Here is a 20969-nt window from a genome sequence, read left to right as displayed (position 1 = left end):
GGGCTGTGCGTCCGTGCGTCCGTGCGTCCGTGCGTCCGTGCGTCCGTGCGTCCTGTCCCGCGTAGCACGGTTTCCGGTGTTCGTCACCTCTGTCCACAGGGATGTTCGGTGTCCACAGATCTGCCCTGAGCACCCGATCGGACGCCCGGTTCGCGGCACCGTTGCCGTGATCCGGGAGGTGCTCGATGAACACATCAGGTTCGGGGCTGCGCGGCGATCAGCCCAGCACGTACCAGCGGCGCACGGCGCTCGGCCGGTTCGGCGAACGGCTGGCTGCCGCGCACCTCGGCGCGCACGGCCTGACCGTGCTCGCGCGCAACTGGCGCTGCGCACGCGGCGAGCTCGACCTCGTCGCCTTCGACCCCGGTACCGGGACGTTGGTGTTCTGCGAGGTGAAGACGCGCCGGTCGGAGCAGTTCGGGCCGCCGGCCGCGGCCGTGGGCCCGGTGAAGGCACGCCGCATCCGCCGCCTCGCGCTCGACTGGCTGGCCTGCACCGGCACCCGCCGCGGCCCGCTGCGCTTCGACGTGATCAGCGTGCTCGTCCCACCCGGTGGTGCGGTCCACCTCGAACACCTGACCGCGGCGTTCTGAGGCGCCGGCAATGGGCTACGCGCGAGTGCTGTCGGTCGGCCTGCTCGGGTTGACCGGCCGGCTGATCGAGATCGAGGCCGACCTGTCCGCCGGGTTGCCCGGCATGATCGTCTCCGGGCTGCCGGACGCCGCGGTGAACGAGTCGCGGGAGCGCATCCGCGCCGCGGTCATCAACTCCGGCCTCCCGTGGCCCAACCGGCGCATCACCGTGAACCTGCTCCCCGCGTCGGTGCCCAAACACGGCTCGCTGTTCGATCTCGGTGTTGCCGCGGCCGTGCTGTGTGCCGCCGGCGCGGTGCCGGTCGATCGCCTCCACGACGTCGCACTGATCGGCGAGCTGGGCCTGGACGGACGGGTCCGGCAGGTCCGCGGCGTGCTGCCGGCCGTGCTCGCCGCCGGCCGGTCCGGGGTGCACCGGGTGCTGGTTCCCGCCGGCAACGGTCGGGAGGCGGCGCTCGTGCCGGACACCGTCGTGCAGACCGTCGACACGCTCGCGATGCTGCTCGCCCACCTGCGCGGGGAGACGGAGCTGCCCGGCCCGGCGGCCGACGACGATGCCACCGCGAGCGCTGCGAGCGCAGACCTGGTCGACGTCGTCGGCCAGGAACGGGGTCGCCGGGCGATCGAGATCGCGGCGGCCGGTGGGCACAACGTCGCGCTGTTCGGGCCACCCGGCGCCGGCAAGACGATGCTCGCCGAACGGTTACCGGGTGTCCTGCCATCGCTGTCCGACGAGCAGGCGCTGGAGGTCACCGCGGTGCACTCCGTGGTCGGCGCGCTGCCCGGGTCCGCCGGCCTGCTGCGCCAGCCGCCCTACCAGGCCCCGCACCACACCTCGACGCCGGCCGCCATCGTCGGCGGTGGCAGCGGGCTGCCCCGACCCGGTGCGATCTCCCTCGCGCATCACGGCGTGCTGTTCCTGGACGAGGCGCCGGAGTACCGGCCCGGGGTGCTCAACGCCCTGCGCGAGCCGCTGGAGAACGGCGAGATCCGGCTGGCTCGCGCGTCCGGCAGCGTCTGCTTCCCGGCCCGATTCCAGCTCGTGCTGGCCGCGAACCCCTGTCCCTGCGGAGAACGCGGCGGCGACTGCCTGTGCAGCCCGCTGGTGCGCCGCCGCTATCTGGGCCGGCTGTCGGGTCCGCTGCTGGACCGGGTCGATCTGCAGCTCGATCTGCTTCCGGTCCGCTCCGCGCACCTGCTGGTCGAGGGCCAGGCGCCGGAAGACTCCGCCACGGTGGCGGCACGCGTGCGCCAGGCACGCGACAGCGCTGCGGTCCGCTGGTCCGGCGGCGCCGGACCGCTCAACGCCACCATCCCCGGAAGGATGCTGCGTTCCGGCCGGTGGCGACTGCCGCGCACGGTGAGCGTGCTCGCCGAACGGTTGGTGGACAGCGGTGCCCTGTCGGCGCGCGGCTACGACCGGGTCCTGCGGATCGCGTGGACGGTGGCCGACCTGGCCGGCCGGTCCCGGCCCGATGCCGGTGACGTGGCGGAGGCGATCGAGCTGCGCACCAGGACCACGCCGTGACGCGGCACACGATCGTCCGGGGCCGGCGTCGCCGGTCCAACCTGACCAGACCCAGCTGGCTACCCGAGGTGGGAGACATGACCGAACGATCCGACCGGCCCGCCGACCAGGCTCTCGACCGCGTCTCCGGCGACCGTGATCCCACTGGCTCAGATCGCCTCGGTCCGGATCGCCTCGGTCCGGATCGCCTCGGTCCGGATCGCCTCGGTCCGGATCGCCTCGGTCCTGAGCCGCTTGCCCCTGATCCGCTCGGCGGTCCGGTTGCCCCTGATCCGCGTGCCCCTGGCCCTGCTGCCCCGGATTCTGCGGCGCCTGGCCTTCTTGGCCCGGACTCCGCGGCGCCTGGCCATCTTGGCCCGGACTCCGTTGCCCGAGGCTCTGTTGCCCGAGGCTCTGGTGGTGCGGACTCGGTTTCCCCGGGCGCCGCTGGCTCTGGTGCTGCTGGTGATGCCACCGTCGGCTGGGACGCCGGCACTGCCGGTGCCTCGGGTGTCGGCCCGGGCCCAGCCACAGTCCGACCCGCCGCGGTCGAGCGCTCCGTCCAGCTGCACCTCCCGGCAACCGGTACGCGTACGCCGTGGCTCGACCCGGTGGGTGCCCGATTGGCCCGCGCCGCGGAGACCATCGGCTGGCAACAGCATCGCCTGGCCAGGGTCGCCCTGTGCTGGCTGGTCGAGCCCGGGCACCGGCCGCTCGGTGGGATGGTTCGCGAGCTCGGGCCGGTCGAGGTGCTCCGCCGGCTCTACACCGGAGCGGTGCCGGGCCGGGTCAGCTCGGCCGCGGCCGCGCGCCTTGCCGCCGGGGACCCGGTGCAGCGCGCCCTGCAGCTGGCCCGCGAGGGAGAACGACTCGGCTGCCGGGTGGTCGTGCCCGAGGACGACGAGTGGCCGGTCCAGGTCGAGGATCTGGTCCGCATCGGCCGCGACGCCGATCCACGGGCCGACCCGCACACCGATCCGCCGATCCTGTTCTGGGCCCGTGGCGGGCGCCGCATCGACGAGGCCGCGCACCGTGCGGTGGCCGTGGTCGGTGCCCGTGCGGCGACCGACTACGGCACGCACGTCACCGCGGAGCTCGCGTTCGGGCTCGCCGACCGTGGCTGGACCGTGATCTCCGGCGGGGCGTACGGCGTGGACGCGGCGGCCCATCGCGGCGCGCTCGCCGCGAGCGGGCCCACCGTTGCGGTTCAGGCATGCGGGCTCGACATCAGCTACCCGATGGCCAATGCCGGCCTGCTGGAGCGCATCGGCCAGGACGGACTGCTGCTGAGCGAGTGGCCGCCGGGTGCCGGCGCCCAGCGGCACAGGTTCCTGATCCGCAACCGGGTCATTGCCGCCTTGTCCAGGGGCACCGTCGTGGTCGAGGCCTCGGCCCGCAGCGGCACCAGGAACACCGCTCGCCGCGCCCGCGAGTTGGGGCGCATCGTGCTGGCCGTGCCCGGTCCGATCACGTCCGGGATGAGCGTCGGCACCAACCTGATGATCCGGCAGGACGAGGCGAGACTCGTTTCGACGGCGGCGGAGGTGATCGAGGAGGTCGGCCGCATCGGCGATGACCTCGCACCGATCCCGCAGGGTGTCCGTACCGCCCGCGACGACCTCGATGCGGTGTCCACCACGGTGCTGGACGCGGTGCCGCTGCGCCGCGCCGCCACCGTGGAGGAGATCGCCGTTGCCGCCGGTGTCTCGGCCCAGCAGGTGCGGCGCACGGTGCCGCTGCTGTCGATGCTCGGCTTCATCGAGGACACCGGCGTCGGCTACCGCCTGCGGCCCGAGCAGAAACCGAGCGGGTCGGCGGGCGAGCAGCCGAACATCCGCGGCTGACCATCCGCCCGGGCGCGCCAGGCCGGATGGCCGCAGCAGGCCGCCTGGGCGTGGCAGACCCGGTCGGGGGCGGCGGGCCAGGTGGCGGCGGGCCCGGTTGGGCGCGGCAGACCGGGTTGGGCGCGGCGAGCCAGTCGGGGGTGACAGACCCGGTCGGGGGCGGTAGGCCCGGCTGAGGGCGCTGAGGGCGCTGAGGGCGCTGAGGGCGCTGAGGGCGCTGAGGGCGCTGAGGGCGCTGAGGGCGCTGAGGGCGCTGAGGGCGCTGAGGGCGGTGAGGGCGGTGAGGGCGGTGGGCCCGGTTGGGGGCGGCAAAGCCGGTCGGGCCTGGTTCGCGCCGACGGCGAGTCGGCTTGACCATGGTCCGCGCCGCGCCGACCGTACGAGGCATGGCCGGCAAGGGGAGTTCCACCGAGGCACGCTACGAGGCGCTGCCGGAGAACTTCCGGGACGCGATCGACCAGTTCGCCCGACACCTGTCGAGTGAGCGGGCACGCTCGGCGCACACGATCCGGGCATACCTGACCGACGTCGTCCAGCTGCTCGACCATGCCGGGCGGATGCATGCCGAGACCCTCGACGCCGCGCTGGCACTGCCGGTGCTGCGCAGCTGGCTTGCCCGCCAGCGCGGTACCGGCGCGGCCCGCAGCACCCTCGCCCGCCGTGCGGCGGCCGCCCGGACGTTCTCGGGGTGGGCGCAGCGCGCTGGCCTGGTTCGGGTCGATCAGGCACGCCAGCTCGGCGTGCCCCGGGCCGATCGCACGCTGCCGACGGTCCTCGCCGTGGACCAGGCCGCGGCGCTCGTCGAGGCGCCCGGCGCGGGCCGGGCGGCCGCCACCGACGTCTCGCCCGTCGATGTGTCGAGTGTCACCGCCGCCTCGGACGCAGGTACGGCGCCGCCGGGCGACGAACCGCACGCGAGCGATCCGGTGACACTGCGCGACGCGGCGGTGCTGGAGCTGCTGTACGCGACGGCCGTACGGGTCGCCGAACTCTGCGGCCTCGACCTCCGCGACGTGGACGATGAGCGCCGCTTGATCCGTGTCACGGGCAAGGGCGACAAGCAACGCTCCGTGCCGTACGGCGTGCCCGCCGAACAGGCGATCCGGGCCTACCTGCAGCAGGGCCGGCCGCGGCTGCTGACCCCCCGGGGCGGGTCGGCGCTGCTGCTCGGGGTGCGCGGCGGCCGCCTCGACCCCCGTACGGTGCGCCGCATCGTCGCCGCCCGCGCAGCGGAAGCACGGGTGCCGTCGGTGGCGCCGCACGCGTTGCGACACTCGGCCGCCACCCACCTGCTCGACGGGGGAGCGGATCTGCGCTCGGTGCAGGAGCTGCTGGGTCATGCATCATTGGCGACGACACAGCTCTACACCCATGTCTCGGTCGAACGGCTCCGCCGCGCGTACCGTCAGGCACACCCTCGCGCGTGAAAGGCCGACCGCCGTGGCCATGCCCAACGACAAGCCACCCGAGCCGCTGCCGGGCGCCCGGCTGTTGTTCACCCTGGACCCGAGCTACGTGCATCTGAACCACGGCTCGTTCGGCGCTGCGCCGATCCCGACCCAGCGGGCCGCGGCCCGGCTGCGGGAGGAACAGGAAGCGGACCCGATGCGGTTTCTGAAGCCGCCCGGGATCATGGAGCGGCTCCGGCACACCCGCCGGCACCTCGCCCGGTTCGTCGGCGCCGACCCCGACGGCACCGCGCTGGTGCCGAACGTGACGGCGGCGTGCGCCGTCGTGCTCGGCTCGGTACCGCTGCGGTCGGGTGACGAGATCCTGCTCACCGACCACGCGTACGGGGCGGTCGGGATCGAGGCGGCGCGTCGGTGCGCCGAAACCGGCGCCACCGTCGTGGAGGCCAAGGTCGGGCTGGAGGACGACGACGATGCAGTGGTCGCGGCGATCCTCGCGGCCACCACGGACCGGACCCGGGTCGCTGTCATCGACCAGATCAGTTCGGCCACCGCGAAACTGTTCCCGGTGCGCAGGCTCGCCGCGGAGCTGCACCGCCGCGGCGTGTTCGTGGCCGTCGACGCGGCACACGTGCCCGGAATGATCGATGTCGACGTGTCGACGCTGGGCGTGGACGCCTGGTTCGGCAACCTGCACAAGTGGGCGTACGCACCGCGCGGGGCCGGACTGCTGTACGTCGCTGCGGCGCATCGCGCGAGCATCCGGCCGCTCGCCGCGTCGTGGGAGTACGACAACGGATTCCCCGCCAGCGTCGAGTTCCAGGGCACCCAGGACTTCGCGGGGTGGCTTGCGGCCCCGGCCGGCCTGCACACGATGACCGCGCTGGGCCTGGACGTCGTGCGAGACCACAACGCCCGGCTCGCCCGGTACGGCCAGCGCCTGATCACCGAGGCGCTGGGCACGCCGGCGGTCCGCGCGGCACCGGAGCTGGCCATGCGGGTCGTCCGGCTGCCACCCGGCGTCGCCACCACGGCCGAGGCGGCGAGCGCGCTGCGCAACCGGATCGCCGAGCAGCTGCGTACCCACGTCGCGGTGACCGCGTGGCGTCGCATCGGCCTGCTGCGTATCTGCGCGCAGGTCTACAACGGCGCCGACGACTTCGAGGGGCTGGCGCGCGCCCTACCCACCCTGCTCCGAGCCCGATAGGCTCCGCTGCCGCTGCCGCTGCCGCTGCCGCTGCCGCTGCCGCTGCCGCTGCCGCTGCCGCTGCCGCTGCCGCTGCCGCTGCCGCTGCCGCTGCCGTCCGACATCGGCCGGAGGCAGGGCAGGCTGCCGACCGGAACGCTCGCCGGCCGGACGGCACGCCCGCCGGGCCGGGGCGGCGAGCGTTGAGCCGAGGAGCCGTCGGCTGACTGCGCCGAGGCGGCTCAGGCTGCCCGTTCGGGGGCCAGCGGCAGGAGTCGGACCCGGCCGAAGCCGAGCAGGCTCAGCGGGTCCAGGTACTGCTCACCGCGGCGCAACCCCCAGTGCAGGCACGCGCCCCGGCGACACCCCGGATGTCCGGCATCGAGGATGCCGATGCGCTCGCCCGCGGTCACGTGCTCGCCGGCGTGCACCAGCGGCCGCACCGGTTGGTAGGTCGTCCGGAGCCCGCCGGCGTGCTCGATGCTGATCACGCCGATCCCGGCGATGTGGCCGGCGTACGCGACGACGCCCGGTCCGGCGGCGAGCACCGGCGTGCCCGCGGCACCGCCCAGATCCACGCCCCGGTGGCCGGGCAGCCAGCGCTTCGGGGGTGGGTCGAACGCGCGCACCACCGCCGGGGTGCCGGGCAGCGGCCACCGGTATCCGGCGCGGGGCGCCGGGGCCGGGCCGGCCGGGCCACCGCGCGCCGGTTGCTGGGCGGCCAGCACCCCACAGATCGCCAGCGCCGCCACCGCCGCCACGGCGGCGATCCATCGGCCCCGGATCGATCGGCCCGGGCGGCGAGCGTGCCGGCGCAACAGATCGATCGCGACCCGGGCGGTCCGGCGAGCCGAACCATCCGCCACGGGCGCGGACCGGGCGGCGGCGTCGAGCCGGCCGTCGTCGATGACCTGGCGAGGTCGTCCCGGCACCCGAGCCACCGTCCGGGCCGGTCCGGTCGGGCCAGTGCTCGCTGGTAGTCGGGTGACCGTCGCGGCCGGTCCGGTCGCGCCAGCCCTCTCCGGCAGCCGAACCACCGTCGCGGCGGGCTCGGTTGTGCCGACGCTCCTTCTGGCGCCGGTCGTCTCCTCGGCATCGGTCGTCGGTGGGCCGTCGCCCCTCGGCAGGCCGCCGGTGGTCTCCGCCGCGTCGGTCTTCGGCGTGCCGCCCGCGGTCTGCGCCGCATCCGCATTCCACGTGCGGTCGGTCGTCTCCAGGACCTCGCCCGTGTGCATATCGCCGGCCGTCGGCAGGCCGCCGTTGGTGTCTGCGGCATTGCTCGTCCGCGGGTCGCCGGCCGTGCGCAGACCCTCGGTCAGGACAGCGGGGTCGGCGCTCGGGCGGGAGCGCCGGGCCAGCAAGGGAACCACGACGCCGCCCGCACCCGTCACCGCGCCGCCGGTCCGTGCGGTGCCGACGTCACCGGCTGGCTTCGGCGCCGGCGCCGGATCGGGTGACGGCCGGAACGTCGTGGCCGACGGTACGAGGCGCAGCCGGCGCGCGGTGGTCTGGGCGCTCGATCCGGTCTCGGTGGAGTCGTGCGCAGCCCGCGGCGCGCGTCCGCGACCGAGCCGGGTCCCCCGAACCACGGTCAGGATCCTCCCGACGCCGACCAGCCGAGCCCGGATCCTTCCCGCCGGTGCGTCGGGTGGCGTCGCGACCAGCTGCAGGCGGGGCCGAGCGTCCGGGGCGGCGATCCAGTCGTCGCCCGCGGCCCAGCCGAGATCCACCCAGTCTGGTGGCGTCGGGTCGGGTGACTCGCTCGACCGCGGACCATCGGCGCCGATCGGAGCGGCGCTCGACCCCGGGGCCGGATCGCCGGCGGGCTCCCGGTCGTCGACGGGCAGGCTGGCGTGTCGGGTTCGGTGCGTCGATCCGCTGATACGTCCCACCCGGGCAGCGTCGCCCCAAAAAGCACCAGGCGCCACCACCTCACCGCAAACTGTGGATAACCAGGATGCCTGTGGACAGCGAACCGGAAAACATGCGCCGGTGTGCTAGGGAGGTGTCGGCAGGGGCACGGCGCCTCAGCCGGCGAGCGCGCGCAACCGGTTCGCCGCTTCGGCGAGTACCTCGGGACGCTTGGAGCAGGCGAACCTGACGACCCGGCGGCCGACCTCCTGGTTGTCGTAGAACACCTGGGTCGGTACCGCGACCACGCCGCACCGATCCGGCAGCGCCCGGCAGAACTCGATTCCGTCCCGGCCGCCCAGCGGGCCGATGTCGGCGGTCACGAAATACGTCCCGGACGACGGGTGCACGCCGAACCCCGCCTCGGCAAGGCCGGCGGTGAGCAGGTCCCGGCCGGCCTGCAACCGATCCCGCACCCCGGTCAGGTAGCTGCCCGGCAGCCGCAGCGCGACCGCGACCGCGGGTTGCAGCGGACCCGCGTTGACGAACGTCAGGAACTGCTTGACCCGCAGTACCGCGGAGACCAGCCGGGCCGGACCGCTGGCCCAGCCGACCTTCCAGCCGGTGCAGGAGAAGCTCTTGCCGGCCGACGAGATGCGGATGGTGCGCTCGCGCATGCCGGGCAGCCCGGCGAGCGGGATGTGCGGCGCGGCCGAGTCGGTGAAGACCAGATGTTCGTACACCTCGTCGGTCACTGCGTACACGTCGTGCTCCTGGCACAGCTGCGCGATCAACGCAAGCTCGGCCGCGGTGAACACCTTGCCGGTGGGGTTGTGCGGGGAGTTGAGCAGCAGCAACCGCGTGCGGGGCCCGAACGCGGCACGCAGCTCGTCCGGGTCGAACGTGTAGCCGTCCGGCCCCGGCCGCAGCGTCACCGGTCGCCGCACCGCGTGTGCCAGCGCGATCGACGCCGCGTACGAGTCGTAGTACGGCTCGAAGCAGACCACCTCGTCGCCGCTCTCGCACAGGCCGAGGATCGCCGCCGCGATCGCCTCGGTGGCCCCGGCGGTCACCACGATCTCGCCATCGGGGTCGTACCCGAGCTGCCAGTCCCGCCGTTGTTGCTCGGCGATGGCGGCGCGCAACTCGGGCACCCCGGGCCCCGGTGGGTACTGGTTGTGCCCGTCCCGGATCGCGGCGGTCGCCGCGGCGAGCATCTCCGCCGGACCGTCGGTGTCCGGGAACCCCTGCCCCAGGTTGATCGCGCCGGTGCGTACCGCGAGCGCCGACATCTCGGCGAAGACGGTCGTACCGAACTCGTGCATCCGTGCCACCAGCGGATCGGTCCCAGTGCTCGTCATGGCGCCACCCTAGAGCGTGTCCCGACGGCTCCGTCGGTGCGATTCGCAGCCAGGGCCACGCTGGCGGCGGTGGGTCAGTTGCCGGAGCGGTGTCGGGCGACCCGGACCCGGGTGGCGCACCGGCTGGAGCAGTACCGCCGGGGCGATCCCGCGCCGTGCGCGACGAACGGGCGAGCGCATCCCGGTGCGGCGCACACCCCGCCGGGCGGCGCCTGCCGCTCGGCCAGCAGTACCGCGAGCGCCAGTCCGGAGGAGGTGGCGAACCACTCGCCCCAGCGCCCGTCATCGTCCGCGTCGACGTGCAGGTGCCAGGCCGTACCGCCGTGCGCGGTCAGCCGGGGCGGCCCCGCGTACCGGGCGAAGAGGGCATTCAGTGCGTCGGCTGCGGCGGAGGTGTCGGTCGCGGCGAACACGGCGTCCACGGGCTCGGCCGCGGCCCGCAGGTCGTCGATCTCGACCGGGGCGAGCTCGACGCCCGCCTCGCCGTGTTCGGCGAGCACCGCGGCGAGCCGCCCGGCGAGATCCGGTTCGCCGGACCGCAGCTCGATCAGCAGGTCCGCCGCCCGTTGTGCGGCCTCGATCGGCGCCGACCCGGCCGTCCAGCGAACTCCGTCCATGCTCTCCAGTGTAACGTCATTCTCATGAGAGGCCGTTACGGGCTGGCCCGGTACCTCGCCGGAGCCACCGCCGCCCGCACCGGCGACGAGGCATCCGGTCCCGCCCTGGTCCTGCTCGGTCTCGCCGCCACCGGCTCCACCCGGTCGGCCGGGCTGGTGCTCGGTGCGCTGACCGCCGCCACCGCGGTCGGCGGCCCGCTCCTCGGCGCGGTACTCGACCGGGCCCACCGCCCGCCCCGCTTCCTTGCCGGCTGCCTGCTCGGGTACGCCGCCGGTCTGGCCCTGCTGACCGTCGTCCTCGCCCGCGCGGCGCTGTGGCCGGCGGTACTCGTCGCCGTCGCGGCCGGCGCGTTCGGCCCGGCGCTCAGCGCGGGATGGAGCTCCCGGCTGGCGACGGTCGTCTCGCCGGCGGCGATCCGTCGCGGCTACGCCGCCGACTCCGCATCCTTCGCGGTGTCCGCGCTCGTGGGTCCGGCGCTGGCCGGCGTACTGGCCGCCACCCTGCACCCGACCCACGCCGTACTGGCCGCCGCGATGCTGCTGCTCGCCGCGGCTCCGTTCGCCCTCGCACTCCCACCGCGCCGCCCGAACCCGGCGAACCCAACCGCCGCATCTCCGCCGCCTGCGCCGACCCCCGCCTCCCGGTCCGTCTCCCGGTCCGCCGTCTCCCGGTCCGTCGAACCGACCGCCGCCTCCCGGTCCGTCGAACCGACCGCCGCCTCCCGGTCCGTCGAACCGACCGCCGCCTCCCGGTCCGCCGAGCCGACCACCGGGTACCCGCCGCCCGAACCGACCGGCGCGTCCCTGTCGGCACCGTCGGGCATCGCCGCGCCGTCCGCCGAACCGAGCACGCCCCTTCTGCCGGGCGAGCCGAACTCTGACACCGGGGCGGCCGAACCCTGCCCGACCGCCGCGACGGCCCAGCCGAGTACCACCTACCCGCCGGCTGCGTCGGATGTCGCCTCCGTTCCGGCCGGGCCGAACTCTGTTGCCGCGGCGGTTGGTCCCCGACGGCGGTCCGCGATGGCCGGGTCAGGTACCGCCTCCGCCCCGGCCGAGGCGAGCTCTGTTGCCGCGGCGAATGCGTCGAACGCTGCGTCCGTGCCTGCCGAGCCGATCCAGCCGCCGGCGTCGAGTGCATCGCTCGCGACGATGCTGCGGCGGGGTGCGCGGGCCGTGCTGGCCGACCGGATGTTGCGTTCGGCGACACTCGTCTCGGCCCTGTCGTACCTGGGCATCGGGTCGGCGACCGTCGCGTTGCCGGTGCTCGGCGCGACGCTGACCGGTCGGCCGGGGGCCGGCGCCCTGCTGCTGTCGGTGACCGCGGGCGGTGCGTTGCTGGCGACCGCCGCGCTCGCCCGCTGGCCGGTACCGATCGGTGCGCCGGCCCAGGTCGCGGCGGCGACCGGGGTGATGGGCGCTGGCCTGGCGGTCCTCGCGTGCGCCCCGTCGTGGCCGGTCGCACTGGCCGGCGCGGCGCTGGTCGGGCTGGGCGACGGTCCGCAGCTGTCCGCGCTGCTGGAGCTCCGGCACCGGGCCGCCCCGCCCGACCTGCGTACCCAGGTCTTCGCCGCCGGGGTGAGCATCAAGCAGGCGGGTTACGCCGTGGGCGCGGCCCTGTCCGGGTTGCTCGCCGCCTCCTCGGCCCGGCCCGCCCTGGTACTGGCGGGGCTCGCCCAGGTTGCCGCGCTCGCCGTCGCCGCCGTGGCTGCCCATAGACGCGCATCGATATCCTGACATGTCGGGATCAACCGCTCTGTGGGGTCGCTCACGGTGGTGGACCGGTCTTTCGGCCCAGGGGGTCGGTGGCTTAGCGTGCCCGGTCGTGGCTACACACCGAGACAGCGGCCCCGCCGAGGCGGGCGCCTCGAGCTACCCGGGCCAGGGCTACCACGACGTCGACTATCCGAGCACCGCGCCGGGCTACTCGGGCGGCCGGGACGGCGAACGGCGCTACGCCGAACGGATCCCGCGTTACCCGGACACCCCGCAGCCGGACGGTGCGGAGTCGACCGGCCGCCGTCCCGGCGGCCAGGACGACCTGCGCCTGACCGACGAGGACGGCGTGCCGTCCCGACCGGTCGAGTCACCGACCACCTACCAGCCGGTGTCGCCGGGCGCGCCGCTGGCCGCCTCGCGCCAGGTCGCCGCCCAGCAGCCGGCCGGTCAGCAGCAGCCGGCCCCGCAACTGCCGCACCAGCCTGCCCGTCAGTCCGTGCCGCACCGGGCCAGCCCGGCCGGCTCGCCGGCCGCGCACCAGCAGGCACTCGGCCAGCAGCAGGCGCCGGCGCCCCCACCCCAGCAGCCCGGGGCCCCCCAGCAGCCCGGGGCCCCCCAGCAGCCCGGGGCCCCCCAGCAGCCCGGGGCCCAACAGCAGCCCGGGCCACAGCCGCATTCCGGCGTCCAGCAGCAGAGCGCGCAGCCCGCGCCGGGCGAGCACCAGGCGCAACAGCCCGCTCAGCCGCAGGCGAGCGCGGCGCTGTCGGACCTGCTGCACGAGCCGACGCAGCTCACCGAGCAGGTACCGGTCTACTCCGGTGGCGGTACCGGTGGGGGCACCGTGCACCGCGCGCACGCGCAGCTGGCCTGGCTGTTCGGTTCGCTCGCGATCCTGTTCGACATCCCGATCGCCGTGGTGCTGGTGCGTTCGCTGATGAGCGACGGTGTGGCCGTCGGCGGCGTGGTGTCCGGCCTGTTGCTGCTGCCCGGGCTGCCGCTGCTCGCCGCCGGGTTCTACCAGCTGTTCACCGGCCGCCTCGGGGTACGGCCGGGGGAGGGGCTCGCGGCGCTGTCCCGCCGCCCGGTCGCGCTGCTGTTCGCCGGCGTCCTGCTGGTGCTCGCCGGCGCGATGGCGGCCGGCTGAGCGGCGAGCCGAGCGACCGCTCGCTGCGCGGCGGGCCGCTGCGTCCGCCGCTCGCTGCGTGCTGGGCCCGCCGCGTACGGCCCGCTCGCTGCGTGATGGGCCGCTGCGTCCGGCCGCTCGCTGCGCGGCGGACCGGCTGCGTACACTTGACCCTCGGCGACCGTATCGCCGTGCCCGGGTGATCTTCCCGAGTGCGGTTCTCGGTCGACCTCGCGTGCCCGACACCGTCGCAGCGATGCGCGGTGGACACCGTCTCCCTGGTCCCGTTCCCACGGGTACCGAGCGGACATCGGGCACCAGGGCGGTGATCACCGATCGCCGCGACAACCAGGGAGTGCGGGCCCGTCCCGCACACGATGTGAGGAGAACTCAGTGGCCGTCGTCACGATGCGACAGCTCCTGGAGAGCGGTGTCCACTTCGGGCACCAGACCCGTCGGTGGAACCCGAAGATGAAGCGGTACATCTTCACCGACCGCAACGGCATCTACATCATCGACCTGCGGCAGACCCTCGACTACATCGAGAAGGCGTACGAGTTCGTCAAGAACACCGTCGCCAACGGGGGCAACGTCCTGTTCGTCGGGACGAAGAAGCAGGCGCAGGAGGCGATCGCCGAGCAGGCGACCCGCGTCGGCATGCCGTACGTCAACCACCGCTGGCTGGGCGGCATGCTCACCAACTTCAACACGGTGCACAAGCGCCTGCAGCGGATGAAGGAGCTGGAGTCGATCGAGCAGATCGGCGCCGACCAGGGGCTGACCAAGAAGGAGCGGCTCTCGCTCGAGCGGGAGAAGACCAAGCTGGAGCGCACCCTCGGCGGTCTGCGCGACATGCAGAAGGTGCCGTCGGCGATCTGGGTGGTGGACACCAAGAAGGAGCACATCGCCGTCGACGAGGCTCGCAAGCTGGGCATCCCGGTCATCGCGATCCTGGACACCAACTGCGACCCGGACGAGGTCGACTACCCGATTCCGGGCAACGACGACGCGATCCGGTCCGCCACGCTGCTGACCCAGGTCATCGCCACCGCCGCGGCCGACGGCCAGATCGCCCGTGCCGGTGCCGCCCTGGGCGACACCGAGAAGCCGGCTGCGACCGGCGCCTCCGCCGAGCCGCTGGCCGAGTGGGAGCGCGAGCTGCTGGAGAACCCGGCTGCCGGGCAGACCGCGGAGGCCGCCGCCGAGCAGCCCGCCGCTGAGCAGCCCGCCGCTGGGCAGCCCGCGGCCGAGAAGCCGGCCGAGCCCGGCGACGAGGCCAAGGCCGGCGCCGACTCCTGATCGTCTCGCCCGACGTGGCACACGATCGACACCCGGGCACCGGCACCGAACGCGGTGTCGGTGCCCGTACGTTGTGGCCGGCCGGCGCGTTGCCGTGCCGCCGGCGCGCGTCGGGCATCCGCACTTTCCTACTCGGACTTCCGCTGAACCAGAGAGAGAACAATGGCTGACTTCACCGCCGCGGACGTCAAGAAGCTCCGCGACCTCACCGGCGCCGGCATGATGGACTCCAAGAAGGCCCTCACCGAGGCGGAGGGCGACTTCGAGAAGGCCACCGAGCTGCTGCGCATCAAGGGCGCCAAGGACGTCGGCAAGCGCGCCGGCCGTACCGCGGCCGAGGGCCTGGTCGCCCAGTCGGGCAACGCGATGCTCGAGCTCAACTGCGAGACCGACTTCGTGGCCAAGTCCGGCCCGTTCATCGAGTTCGCCCAGTCGCTGGTCGAGCACGTCGACGCGACCCGGCCGGCCGACCTCGACGCGCTGCTCGCCTCGACGCTGCCGGATGGCCGCGGCGTGGCCAAGGCGGTCGACGAGGAGGCCGCGAAGATCGGCGAGAAGCTCGTCGTGAAGCGGTTCGCCGTGCTCGACGACCCGATCTCGGTGTACCTGCACCGCAAGAGCCCCGACCTGCCGCCGGCTGTCGGCGTCATGGTCTCGTACTCCGGCGAGGACACCACCGCGGTCCGCGGCGCCGCGATGCAGATCGCCGCGATGCGCCCGCAGTACCTGACCCGCGACGAGGTGCCGGCCGACGTCGTCGAGAACGAGCGCCGGGTCGCCGAGCAGACCGCCCGCGAGGAGAACAAGCCGGAGCAGGCGCTGCCGAAGATCGTCGAGGGCCGCGTCAACGCGTACTTCAAGGACTACGTGCTGCTGGAGCAGGCGTCGGTGACCGAGCACAAGAAGTCGGTGCGCCAGGTCCTGGAGGCCGCCGGCGTCCAGGTGACCGCGTTCGCCAGGTTCGAGGTCGGCCAGGACTGACCCAGGTCTCGAGGCGCGTACGTCGACCCGGCGCCCCCGTCCGGCGGACACCGTCGCGGGGGCGCCGGGTCGTGTCCGGCGCGGTGCGGTCGGCACCGTGTTCGCGCCCGCGATCGGCGCCGTGCCCGGCGGCCTGCCGCCCACGGCGGAAACCGGGCGGGTCGGTACCGTGCATAGCGCGGACAATCGAGGGCGGCAGGAAAGGGCGAGAGCATGGCGGCAGGCAGCACGGCGGCGCAGCGCGACGCGGAGAAGGCCCCGGCGGTTCCGCCGACCCCGTCCGGGAAGTACCGGCGGGTGGTGCTGAAGCTGTCCGGCGAGGTGTTCGGCGGCGGCAAGGTCGGCGTCGACCCGGACGTGGTCGCCGACCTGGCCCGCCAGATCGCCGCCGTGCAGCAGCAGGGCGTCCAGGTGGCCGTGGTGGTCGGCGGCGGCAACTTCTTCCGCGGCGCCGAGCTCAACCAGCGCGGTATCGACCGTGCCCGGGCCGACTACATGGGCATGCTGGGTACCGTAATGAACTGCCTGGCGCTGCAGGACTTCCTGGAGCAGCGCGGGGTCGAGACCCGGGTGCAGACCGCGATCACGATGGGTCAGGTCGCCGAGCCCTACATCCCGCGTCGCGCCATCCGGCACCTGGAGAAGGGCCGCGTGGTGATCTTCGGCGCCGGCGCCGGCATGCCGTACTTCACCACCGACACGGTCGCCGTGCAGCGAGCCCTGGAGATCAAGGCCGACGTCGTGCTGATGAGCAAGAACGGCGTGGACGGGGTCTACACGGCCGACCCGCGCAAGGACCCGACCGCGACCAAGGTCGACACGATGAGCCTGGCCGAGGCGCTGCAGCGCGGTCTGACCATCGCCGACGCGGCCGCGTTTGCGATGTGCGATCAGAACGGCCTGACCATGCTCGTGTTCGGTGCGGAGGGGGCGGACACCGTGGTGCACGCGATTCTCGGCGAGAAGATCGGTACGTTGCTCACGCCCGCCCGGGCGAAGTGACCCGAACCGCTCCGCCGGCCGCCCGCGTCGCATCCCGGCCGGTCGGCGACAATCTTCTTCAAGACCGCGCCTAAGGAGGCGACAAGGTGATCGACGACACACTCCTCGAAGCCGAGGAGAAGATGGAACGGGCGATCGAACACGCCAAGGAGGACTTCGCCACGGTGCGCACCGGCCGGGCCACTCCGGCGATGTTCGCCAAGATCATGGTGGACTACTACGGGGCGCCGACACCGCTGCCGCAGCTCGCCTCCATCGCCGTCCCGGAGGCGCGGATGGCGATCATCAAGCCGTACGACGCGTCCCAGATCGGCGCGATGGAGCGGGCGGTGCGCGACTCGGACCTGGGCGTCAACCCGGCCAACGAGGGCACCCAGCTGCGCATCAACCTGCCTCCGCTGACCGAGGAGCGGCGCCGGGAGATGGTCAAGGTCGCCCGTGGCAAGGGCGAGGAGGCCAAGGTCGCCGTGCGCAACATCCGGCGCAAGGCCAAGGAGGAGCTGGACCGCATCATGCGCGACGGCGAAGCCGGTGAGGACGAGGTCCGCCGCGCCGAGAAGGACCTCGACGACGTCACGCACAAGTACACCGGGAGCGTCGACGAGATCCTGAAGCGCAAGGAAGACGAGCTTCTCGAGGTCTGATGGCAGGCAGCGGACCGTTCTCCTCGTACGAGCAGCCCCGGCCCTCGCACGGCCGGCACCGCGCTGCGGACGCCGATGACCCCGACGGGTCGGCATCGGTGCCCCCGGCGACCCCGGCCGACCACCCGGCGCCGGACTGGGACGCCCCGGCGGGGCCCGGCTGGGACGTCACCGCGGCGCAGCCCGCGATCGACCCGGCTACGTACGAGGCAGGTCCGCGGCCGGATCGGGCCGCCGACGCCGCGGACGGCGACTGGGCGGCGACCGGTCAGCTGCCGGTCCCGCCGGCCGCCGACCCGGCGCACCGCGACGCGTCGCCGGACCCGGCCCGGGATCCGGCACCGTTCGGCACCCCGGCCCCGGCCGACGACCACAAGCCGCGAGCCGGCCGCAACCTGCCGGCCGCTATCGGGGTCGGCGTGGGCCTCGGCGCGATCGTGCTCGCCTCGCTGTACGTGCAGCGGGCGGCGTTCCTGCTCGTCGTGGCGGCCGGCGTGGTGCTCGGTACCTGGGAGACGGTGCGCGCCTTCGGCCGCGCCGCGGAACCGGCCAAGCGCACCCGCCCGCCGCTGGTACCGCTGCTCGCCGGTGCGGTGGCGATGCAGGGACTGGCCTGGTTCGGCGGCCTGGAGGCGCTGACCATCGGGCTGGTGTTCACCCTGGTGGCGGTGTTCATCTGGCGGCTCGCCGACGGTCCTCCGGGTTACCGGCGAGACGTTGCGGCGGGTGCGCTGATCGCCGCGTACGTGCCGTTCCTGGCCGGCTTCGCGGTGCTGCTGGCCCGGCCGGAGGACGGCGCCGCGCGGGTCGTGGCGGCGCTGGCGATGGTGGTCTGCAGCGACACCGGCGGGTACGCGGTCGGGGTGCTGCTCGGCCGGCACAAGATGGCACCGCGGATCAGCCCCGGCAAGTCCTGGGAGGGCTTCGCCGGCTCCGTGCTCACCTGTGCGATCGCCGGCGCCATCCTGATGTACTTCGTGTTCCACCAGCCGCTGTGGGCCGGCGCGGTGTTCGGTGTCGCGGTGAGTTTGGTCTCGGTACTGGGCGACCTGACCGAGTCGATGATCAAGCGCGACCTGGGCATCAAGGACATGGGCAACCTGCTGCCCGGGCACGGTGGCGTGATGGATCGACTCGATTCGATCCTGTTCGCGGTACCCGTCTCGTTCGCGCTGCTGAGCGTGCTCGCGCCGGCCGGGTGACGGGCGCGTCGGGTGCAACCTGCCGGGGCGGGCAATCGTGCGTGGACGTGGGACACTGGCCAGGACATGACAGCCCTGCCGTTGATCACCGAGCCCACGACCCGACGCCGTCCCCCCACCCCGAGGCACCTGGCCGACCTGGACATGGCGGCCCGCCGGGAGGCCGTGGTCGCCCTTGGCGAGCCCGCTTTCCGCGCCAACCAGTTGTCCCAGCACTATTTCGGCCGCCTGCTGGACCCCGCGGCGGACGATGCCGCCGGGGCGCTGACCGACATCCCGGCCGCCTCCCGGGGCCGGCTGGCCGAGGCGCTGCTGCCGGTGCTGGCCACGCCGGTCCGCCAGCAGGCCGCCGACGACGGCGCCACTCACAAGACGCTGTGGCGGCTGCACGACGGCGCGCTGGTGGAAAGCGTCGCAATGGGCTACCCGGATCGGGTGACGGTGTGCGTCTCCTCGCAGGCCGGTTGCGGCATGGGCTGCCCGTTCTGCGCCACCGGCCAGGGCGGGCTGACCCGCAACCTGTCCACCGGCGAGATCGTCGAGCAGGTCGTCGCGGCCGCGCGGCTGGCCGCTGCCGGCGGGCTGACCGGGGCGCCGCACCGGCTGTCCCGGGTCGTGTTCATGGGCATGGGCGAGCCGCTGGCGAACTACGCCCGGCTGGTCGCCGCGGTGCGCCGGATCACCGAGCCGTCCCCCACCGGGCTCGGCCTGTCGCAGCGGCATGTCACCGTGTCGACCGTCGGGTTGGTGCCGGCGATCCGCCGGCTGATCGAGGAGGAGATGAACGTCACGCTCGCGGTGTCGCTGCATGCCCCGGACGATGAGCTGCGTGACGAGCTGGTCCCGGTCAACACCCGCTGGAAGGTCGCCGAGGTGCTGGACGCAGCATGGGACTATGCGTCCCGAACGGGACGACGGGTGTCGATCGAGTACGCCATGATTCGAGATGTGAACGACCAGCCGTGGCGGGCCGACCTGCTGGGTCGGCTGCTGTCGGATCGGTTGGCGCACGTCAACCTCATCCCGCTCAACCCGACCCCGGGAAGCCGGTGGGACGCGAGTCCCAAGCCGGTGGAGCGGGAGTTCGTCCGGCGGCTGCGCGCGGCCGGCGTGCCGACCACGGTGCGTGACACTCGGGGGCGGGAGATCGACGGTGCGTGTGGACAGCTTGCGGCTGCGGAGGTGGGCGAGTGAGTCAACAGGGTCAACGGTTTCGTCGGCGCGCGTTGCGACGTGGATACAAGGTCGACGAGGTCGACGAGTTCCTCGAGCGCGTTGAGGCCACCCTGGCCGGCAGCCCCCTCGGGTCGCCGGTGACCTCGCGCGACGTTCACGACTTCGTGTTCCGGGTCCGGTTCGGCGGCTACGACGAGTGGCAGGTCGACATGCACCTGGACCGGGTGGAGCGACAGCTCACCGCGCTGGAAGAGGGCGGCGGCATGCCGGCCGCCGAGCCGGCCCAGCTGGCCGGCCCGGGCTCGGCGTTCGCGTTGCCACCGGGCGACGACAGCCTCGGCGCCTACCGGGAGCCGGCGCCGCGGCCGGAGCCGGGCGGCTACGAGAGCGGTGGGTACGACGGTGGCGGCTACGACGGTGGCGGCTACGACGGTGGGTACGACGCGCCGCCGCCGCGCCGGGACTTCGACGCCCCGCCTCCGCAGCGCGACTACGACCCGGCCCCGCAACAGCACGACCCGTACGGTCGGGACGGGTACGGCGGCCGGGACGACCGGCCGCGCCCGGTCCGCGAGGACGAGCCGACGATGGTCCGGCCGGCGCGCGCCGCCGCCTCGGTGCCGCCCGCCGACCCGGCCGGTGCCGGGCGGGCGGAGGTGCCGGCCGCGCCTGGCCGGGCGATGCCGCGCCCGCCGGCGCCGCAGCAGCCGGAGGACTTCACCCAGAAGCTGCCGCCGGTGCGGTCGGACTACGAGCCGACCGGCGACTATCCGGTGGCTGCGGACGGCCGCCGGCGCGAGTCCCGGTACGAGCAGGAGCCGGAGCGGTTCGAGCCCGAGCCGCCGTCGTTCGCCCCGGAACAGCGTTACGACGCGCATCGCGGCTACGAGGCGCCACCGCAGCCGGCCGCCGGGTTCGACCCGGCCGGCTACCCGCCGCCCGCGTTCGACCAGCCCCGGGGGTACGAGCCGGAGCCGCCGCGGTTCGAGCCGCCGACCGGCGAGATCCGGCACGGTTACGAGCAGCAGCAGCAGCCGGCGCCGACCGGCCGGTTCGAGACCGGCTTCGAGCCGGGCCGGCACGGCAAGGTCGACATGACCACCGAGATACCGGCGGCGGACTCGCCGTTCACCCCCGATGACCTGCACCGCCTGGAGCAGGCCCGGCGCACGTTCCAGGTGCGCCGGTTCGGCAGCGGCTACGACCCGCAGCAGGTGAACCGGCTGTTCGACGCGATCGCGGCGACGATGTCGGGCCGTGCCACCGTGCAGGTCTCGGACAGCGAGTTGGACCCGGGCCAGTTCAGCCTGGTGCAGGGCGGCCTGTTCGAGGCCGAGGTCGACGGGGCGCTACGCGACGTGCGGGACATGTTCTCCCGCCGCGGCATCGCCCGCTGAATCGGTACGGCCCGGCGAGGGGAAGCGTCGGGCCACCGCCCTCAGCCCGGCGGCACCG

General features: G+C 74.0%; 17 protein-coding genes. 14 read left to right on the top strand and 3 right to left on the bottom strand.

Features of this window, described 5'->3' with window-relative positions; genetic code table 11:
- Positions 1 to 185: 185 nt before the first annotated feature.
- The 5 genes from Asera_RS25795 (at position 186) to Asera_RS25775 (ending at position 6560) form a co-directional block, all read left to right on the top strand.
- Positions 186 to 593, top strand: a complete 408-nt coding sequence (locus tag Asera_RS25795) for a YraN family protein (protein ID WP_051802270.1) — start codon at positions 186 to 188, stop codon at positions 591 to 593.
- 10 nt (positions 594 to 603) lie between these two features.
- Positions 604 to 2121, top strand: a complete 1518-nt coding sequence (locus Asera_RS25790; RefSeq protein ID WP_030446465.1) for a YifB family Mg chelatase-like AAA ATPase — start codon at positions 604 to 606, stop codon at positions 2119 to 2121.
- Positions 2122 to 2711: 590 nt separating this feature from the next.
- Positions 2712 to 3944, top strand: a complete 1233-nt coding sequence (gene dprA, locus Asera_RS25785; RefSeq protein WP_051802269.1) for a DNA-processing protein DprA — start codon at positions 2712 to 2714, stop codon at positions 3942 to 3944.
- A gap of 386 nt (positions 3945 to 4330) precedes the next feature.
- A complete protein-coding gene (locus tag Asera_RS25780; RefSeq protein ID WP_030446462.1) occupies positions 4331 to 5371 on the top strand; it encodes a tyrosine recombinase XerC in 1041 nt (346 codons plus the stop codon).
- Between the two features lie 19 nt (positions 5372 to 5390).
- Positions 5391 to 6560, top strand: a complete 1170-nt coding sequence (locus Asera_RS25775; protein ID WP_030446461.1) for an aminotransferase class V-fold PLP-dependent enzyme — start codon at positions 5391 to 5393, stop codon at positions 6558 to 6560.
- Positions 6561 to 6781: 221 nt separating this feature from the next.
- Here the strand turns inward: Asera_RS25775 and Asera_RS25770 are convergent, their stop codons facing one another.
- From Asera_RS25770 to Asera_RS25760, 3 genes are all read right to left on the bottom strand, one after another.
- Positions 6782 to 7471, bottom strand: coding sequence for a M23 family metallopeptidase (locus Asera_RS25770; protein ID WP_244844021.1), 690 nt, complete (start codon positions 7469 to 7471; stop codon positions 6782 to 6784).
- Positions 7472 to 8566: 1095 nt separating this feature from the next.
- Positions 8567 to 9751 carry a pyridoxal phosphate-dependent aminotransferase gene (locus Asera_RS25765; protein ID WP_030446459.1) on the bottom strand — a complete coding sequence of 395 codons (1185 nt, stop codon included), beginning with the start codon at positions 9749 to 9751 and terminating at the stop codon, positions 8567 to 8569.
- Positions 9752 to 9825: 74 nt separating this feature from the next.
- Positions 9826 to 10368 carry a CGNR zinc finger domain-containing protein gene (locus Asera_RS25760; RefSeq protein ID WP_051802268.1) on the bottom strand — a complete coding sequence of 181 codons (543 nt, stop codon included), beginning with the start codon at positions 10366 to 10368 and terminating at the stop codon, positions 9826 to 9828.
- A gap of 24 nt (positions 10369 to 10392) precedes the next feature.
- On the opposite strand from Asera_RS25760, the gene Asera_RS25755 reads away from it, so the two are divergent.
- The 9 genes from Asera_RS25755 (at position 10393) to Asera_RS25715 (ending at position 20911) form a co-directional block, all read left to right on the top strand.
- Entirely contained in the window at positions 10393 to 12105 is a 1713-nt protein-coding gene (locus Asera_RS25755) for an MFS transporter (RefSeq protein ID WP_051802267.1), read from the top strand.
- 88 nt (positions 12106 to 12193) lie between these two features.
- Complete coding sequence (locus Asera_RS25750) at positions 12194 to 13231, top strand: hypothetical protein (protein ID WP_030446457.1); 1038 nt, start codon at positions 12194 to 12196, stop codon at positions 13229 to 13231.
- 372 nt (positions 13232 to 13603) lie between these two features.
- Positions 13604 to 14509 carry a 30S ribosomal protein S2 gene (gene rpsB / locus Asera_RS25745; RefSeq protein ID WP_030446456.1) on the top strand — a complete coding sequence of 302 codons (906 nt, stop codon included), beginning with the start codon at positions 13604 to 13606 and terminating at the stop codon, positions 14507 to 14509.
- A 162-nt stretch (positions 14510 to 14671) separates the two neighbouring features.
- Complete coding sequence (gene tsf / locus Asera_RS25740; RefSeq protein ID WP_030446455.1) at positions 14672 to 15490, top strand: translation elongation factor Ts; 819 nt, start codon at positions 14672 to 14674, stop codon at positions 15488 to 15490.
- Positions 15491 to 15703: 213 nt separating this feature from the next.
- A complete protein-coding gene (gene pyrH, locus Asera_RS25735; protein ID WP_030446454.1) occupies positions 15704 to 16492 on the top strand; it encodes a UMP kinase in 789 nt (262 codons plus the stop codon).
- Positions 16493 to 16578: 86 nt separating this feature from the next.
- Positions 16579 to 17136: a ribosome recycling factor gene (gene frr / locus Asera_RS25730; RefSeq protein WP_030446453.1), complete on the top strand. Its 558-nt coding sequence runs from the start codon at positions 16579 to 16581 to the stop codon at positions 17134 to 17136.
- On the top strand, positions 17136 to 18338 hold the full coding sequence (locus Asera_RS25725) for a phosphatidate cytidylyltransferase (RefSeq protein ID WP_051802266.1): 1203 nt from the start codon (positions 17136 to 17138) through the stop codon (positions 18336 to 18338). Before frr ends, Asera_RS25725 begins: the two co-directional genes overlap by 1 nt.
- A gap of 66 nt (positions 18339 to 18404) precedes the next feature.
- A complete protein-coding gene (gene rlmN / locus Asera_RS25720; protein WP_030446451.1) occupies positions 18405 to 19532 on the top strand; it encodes a dual-specificity RNA methyltransferase RlmN in 1128 nt (375 codons plus the stop codon).
- Complete coding sequence (locus tag Asera_RS25715) at positions 19529 to 20911, top strand: DivIVA domain-containing protein (RefSeq protein ID WP_084131577.1); 1383 nt, start codon at positions 19529 to 19531, stop codon at positions 20909 to 20911. Before rlmN ends, Asera_RS25715 begins: the two co-directional genes overlap by 4 nt.
- Positions 20912 to 20969: the final 58 nt, after the last annotated feature.

Source organism: Actinocatenispora sera, from assembly GCF_018324685.1.
Classification (GTDB): Bacteria; Actinomycetota; Actinomycetes; order Mycobacteriales; family Micromonosporaceae; genus Actinocatenispora; species Actinocatenispora sera.
This window is presented reverse-complemented; position numbering and strand designations above follow the sequence as displayed.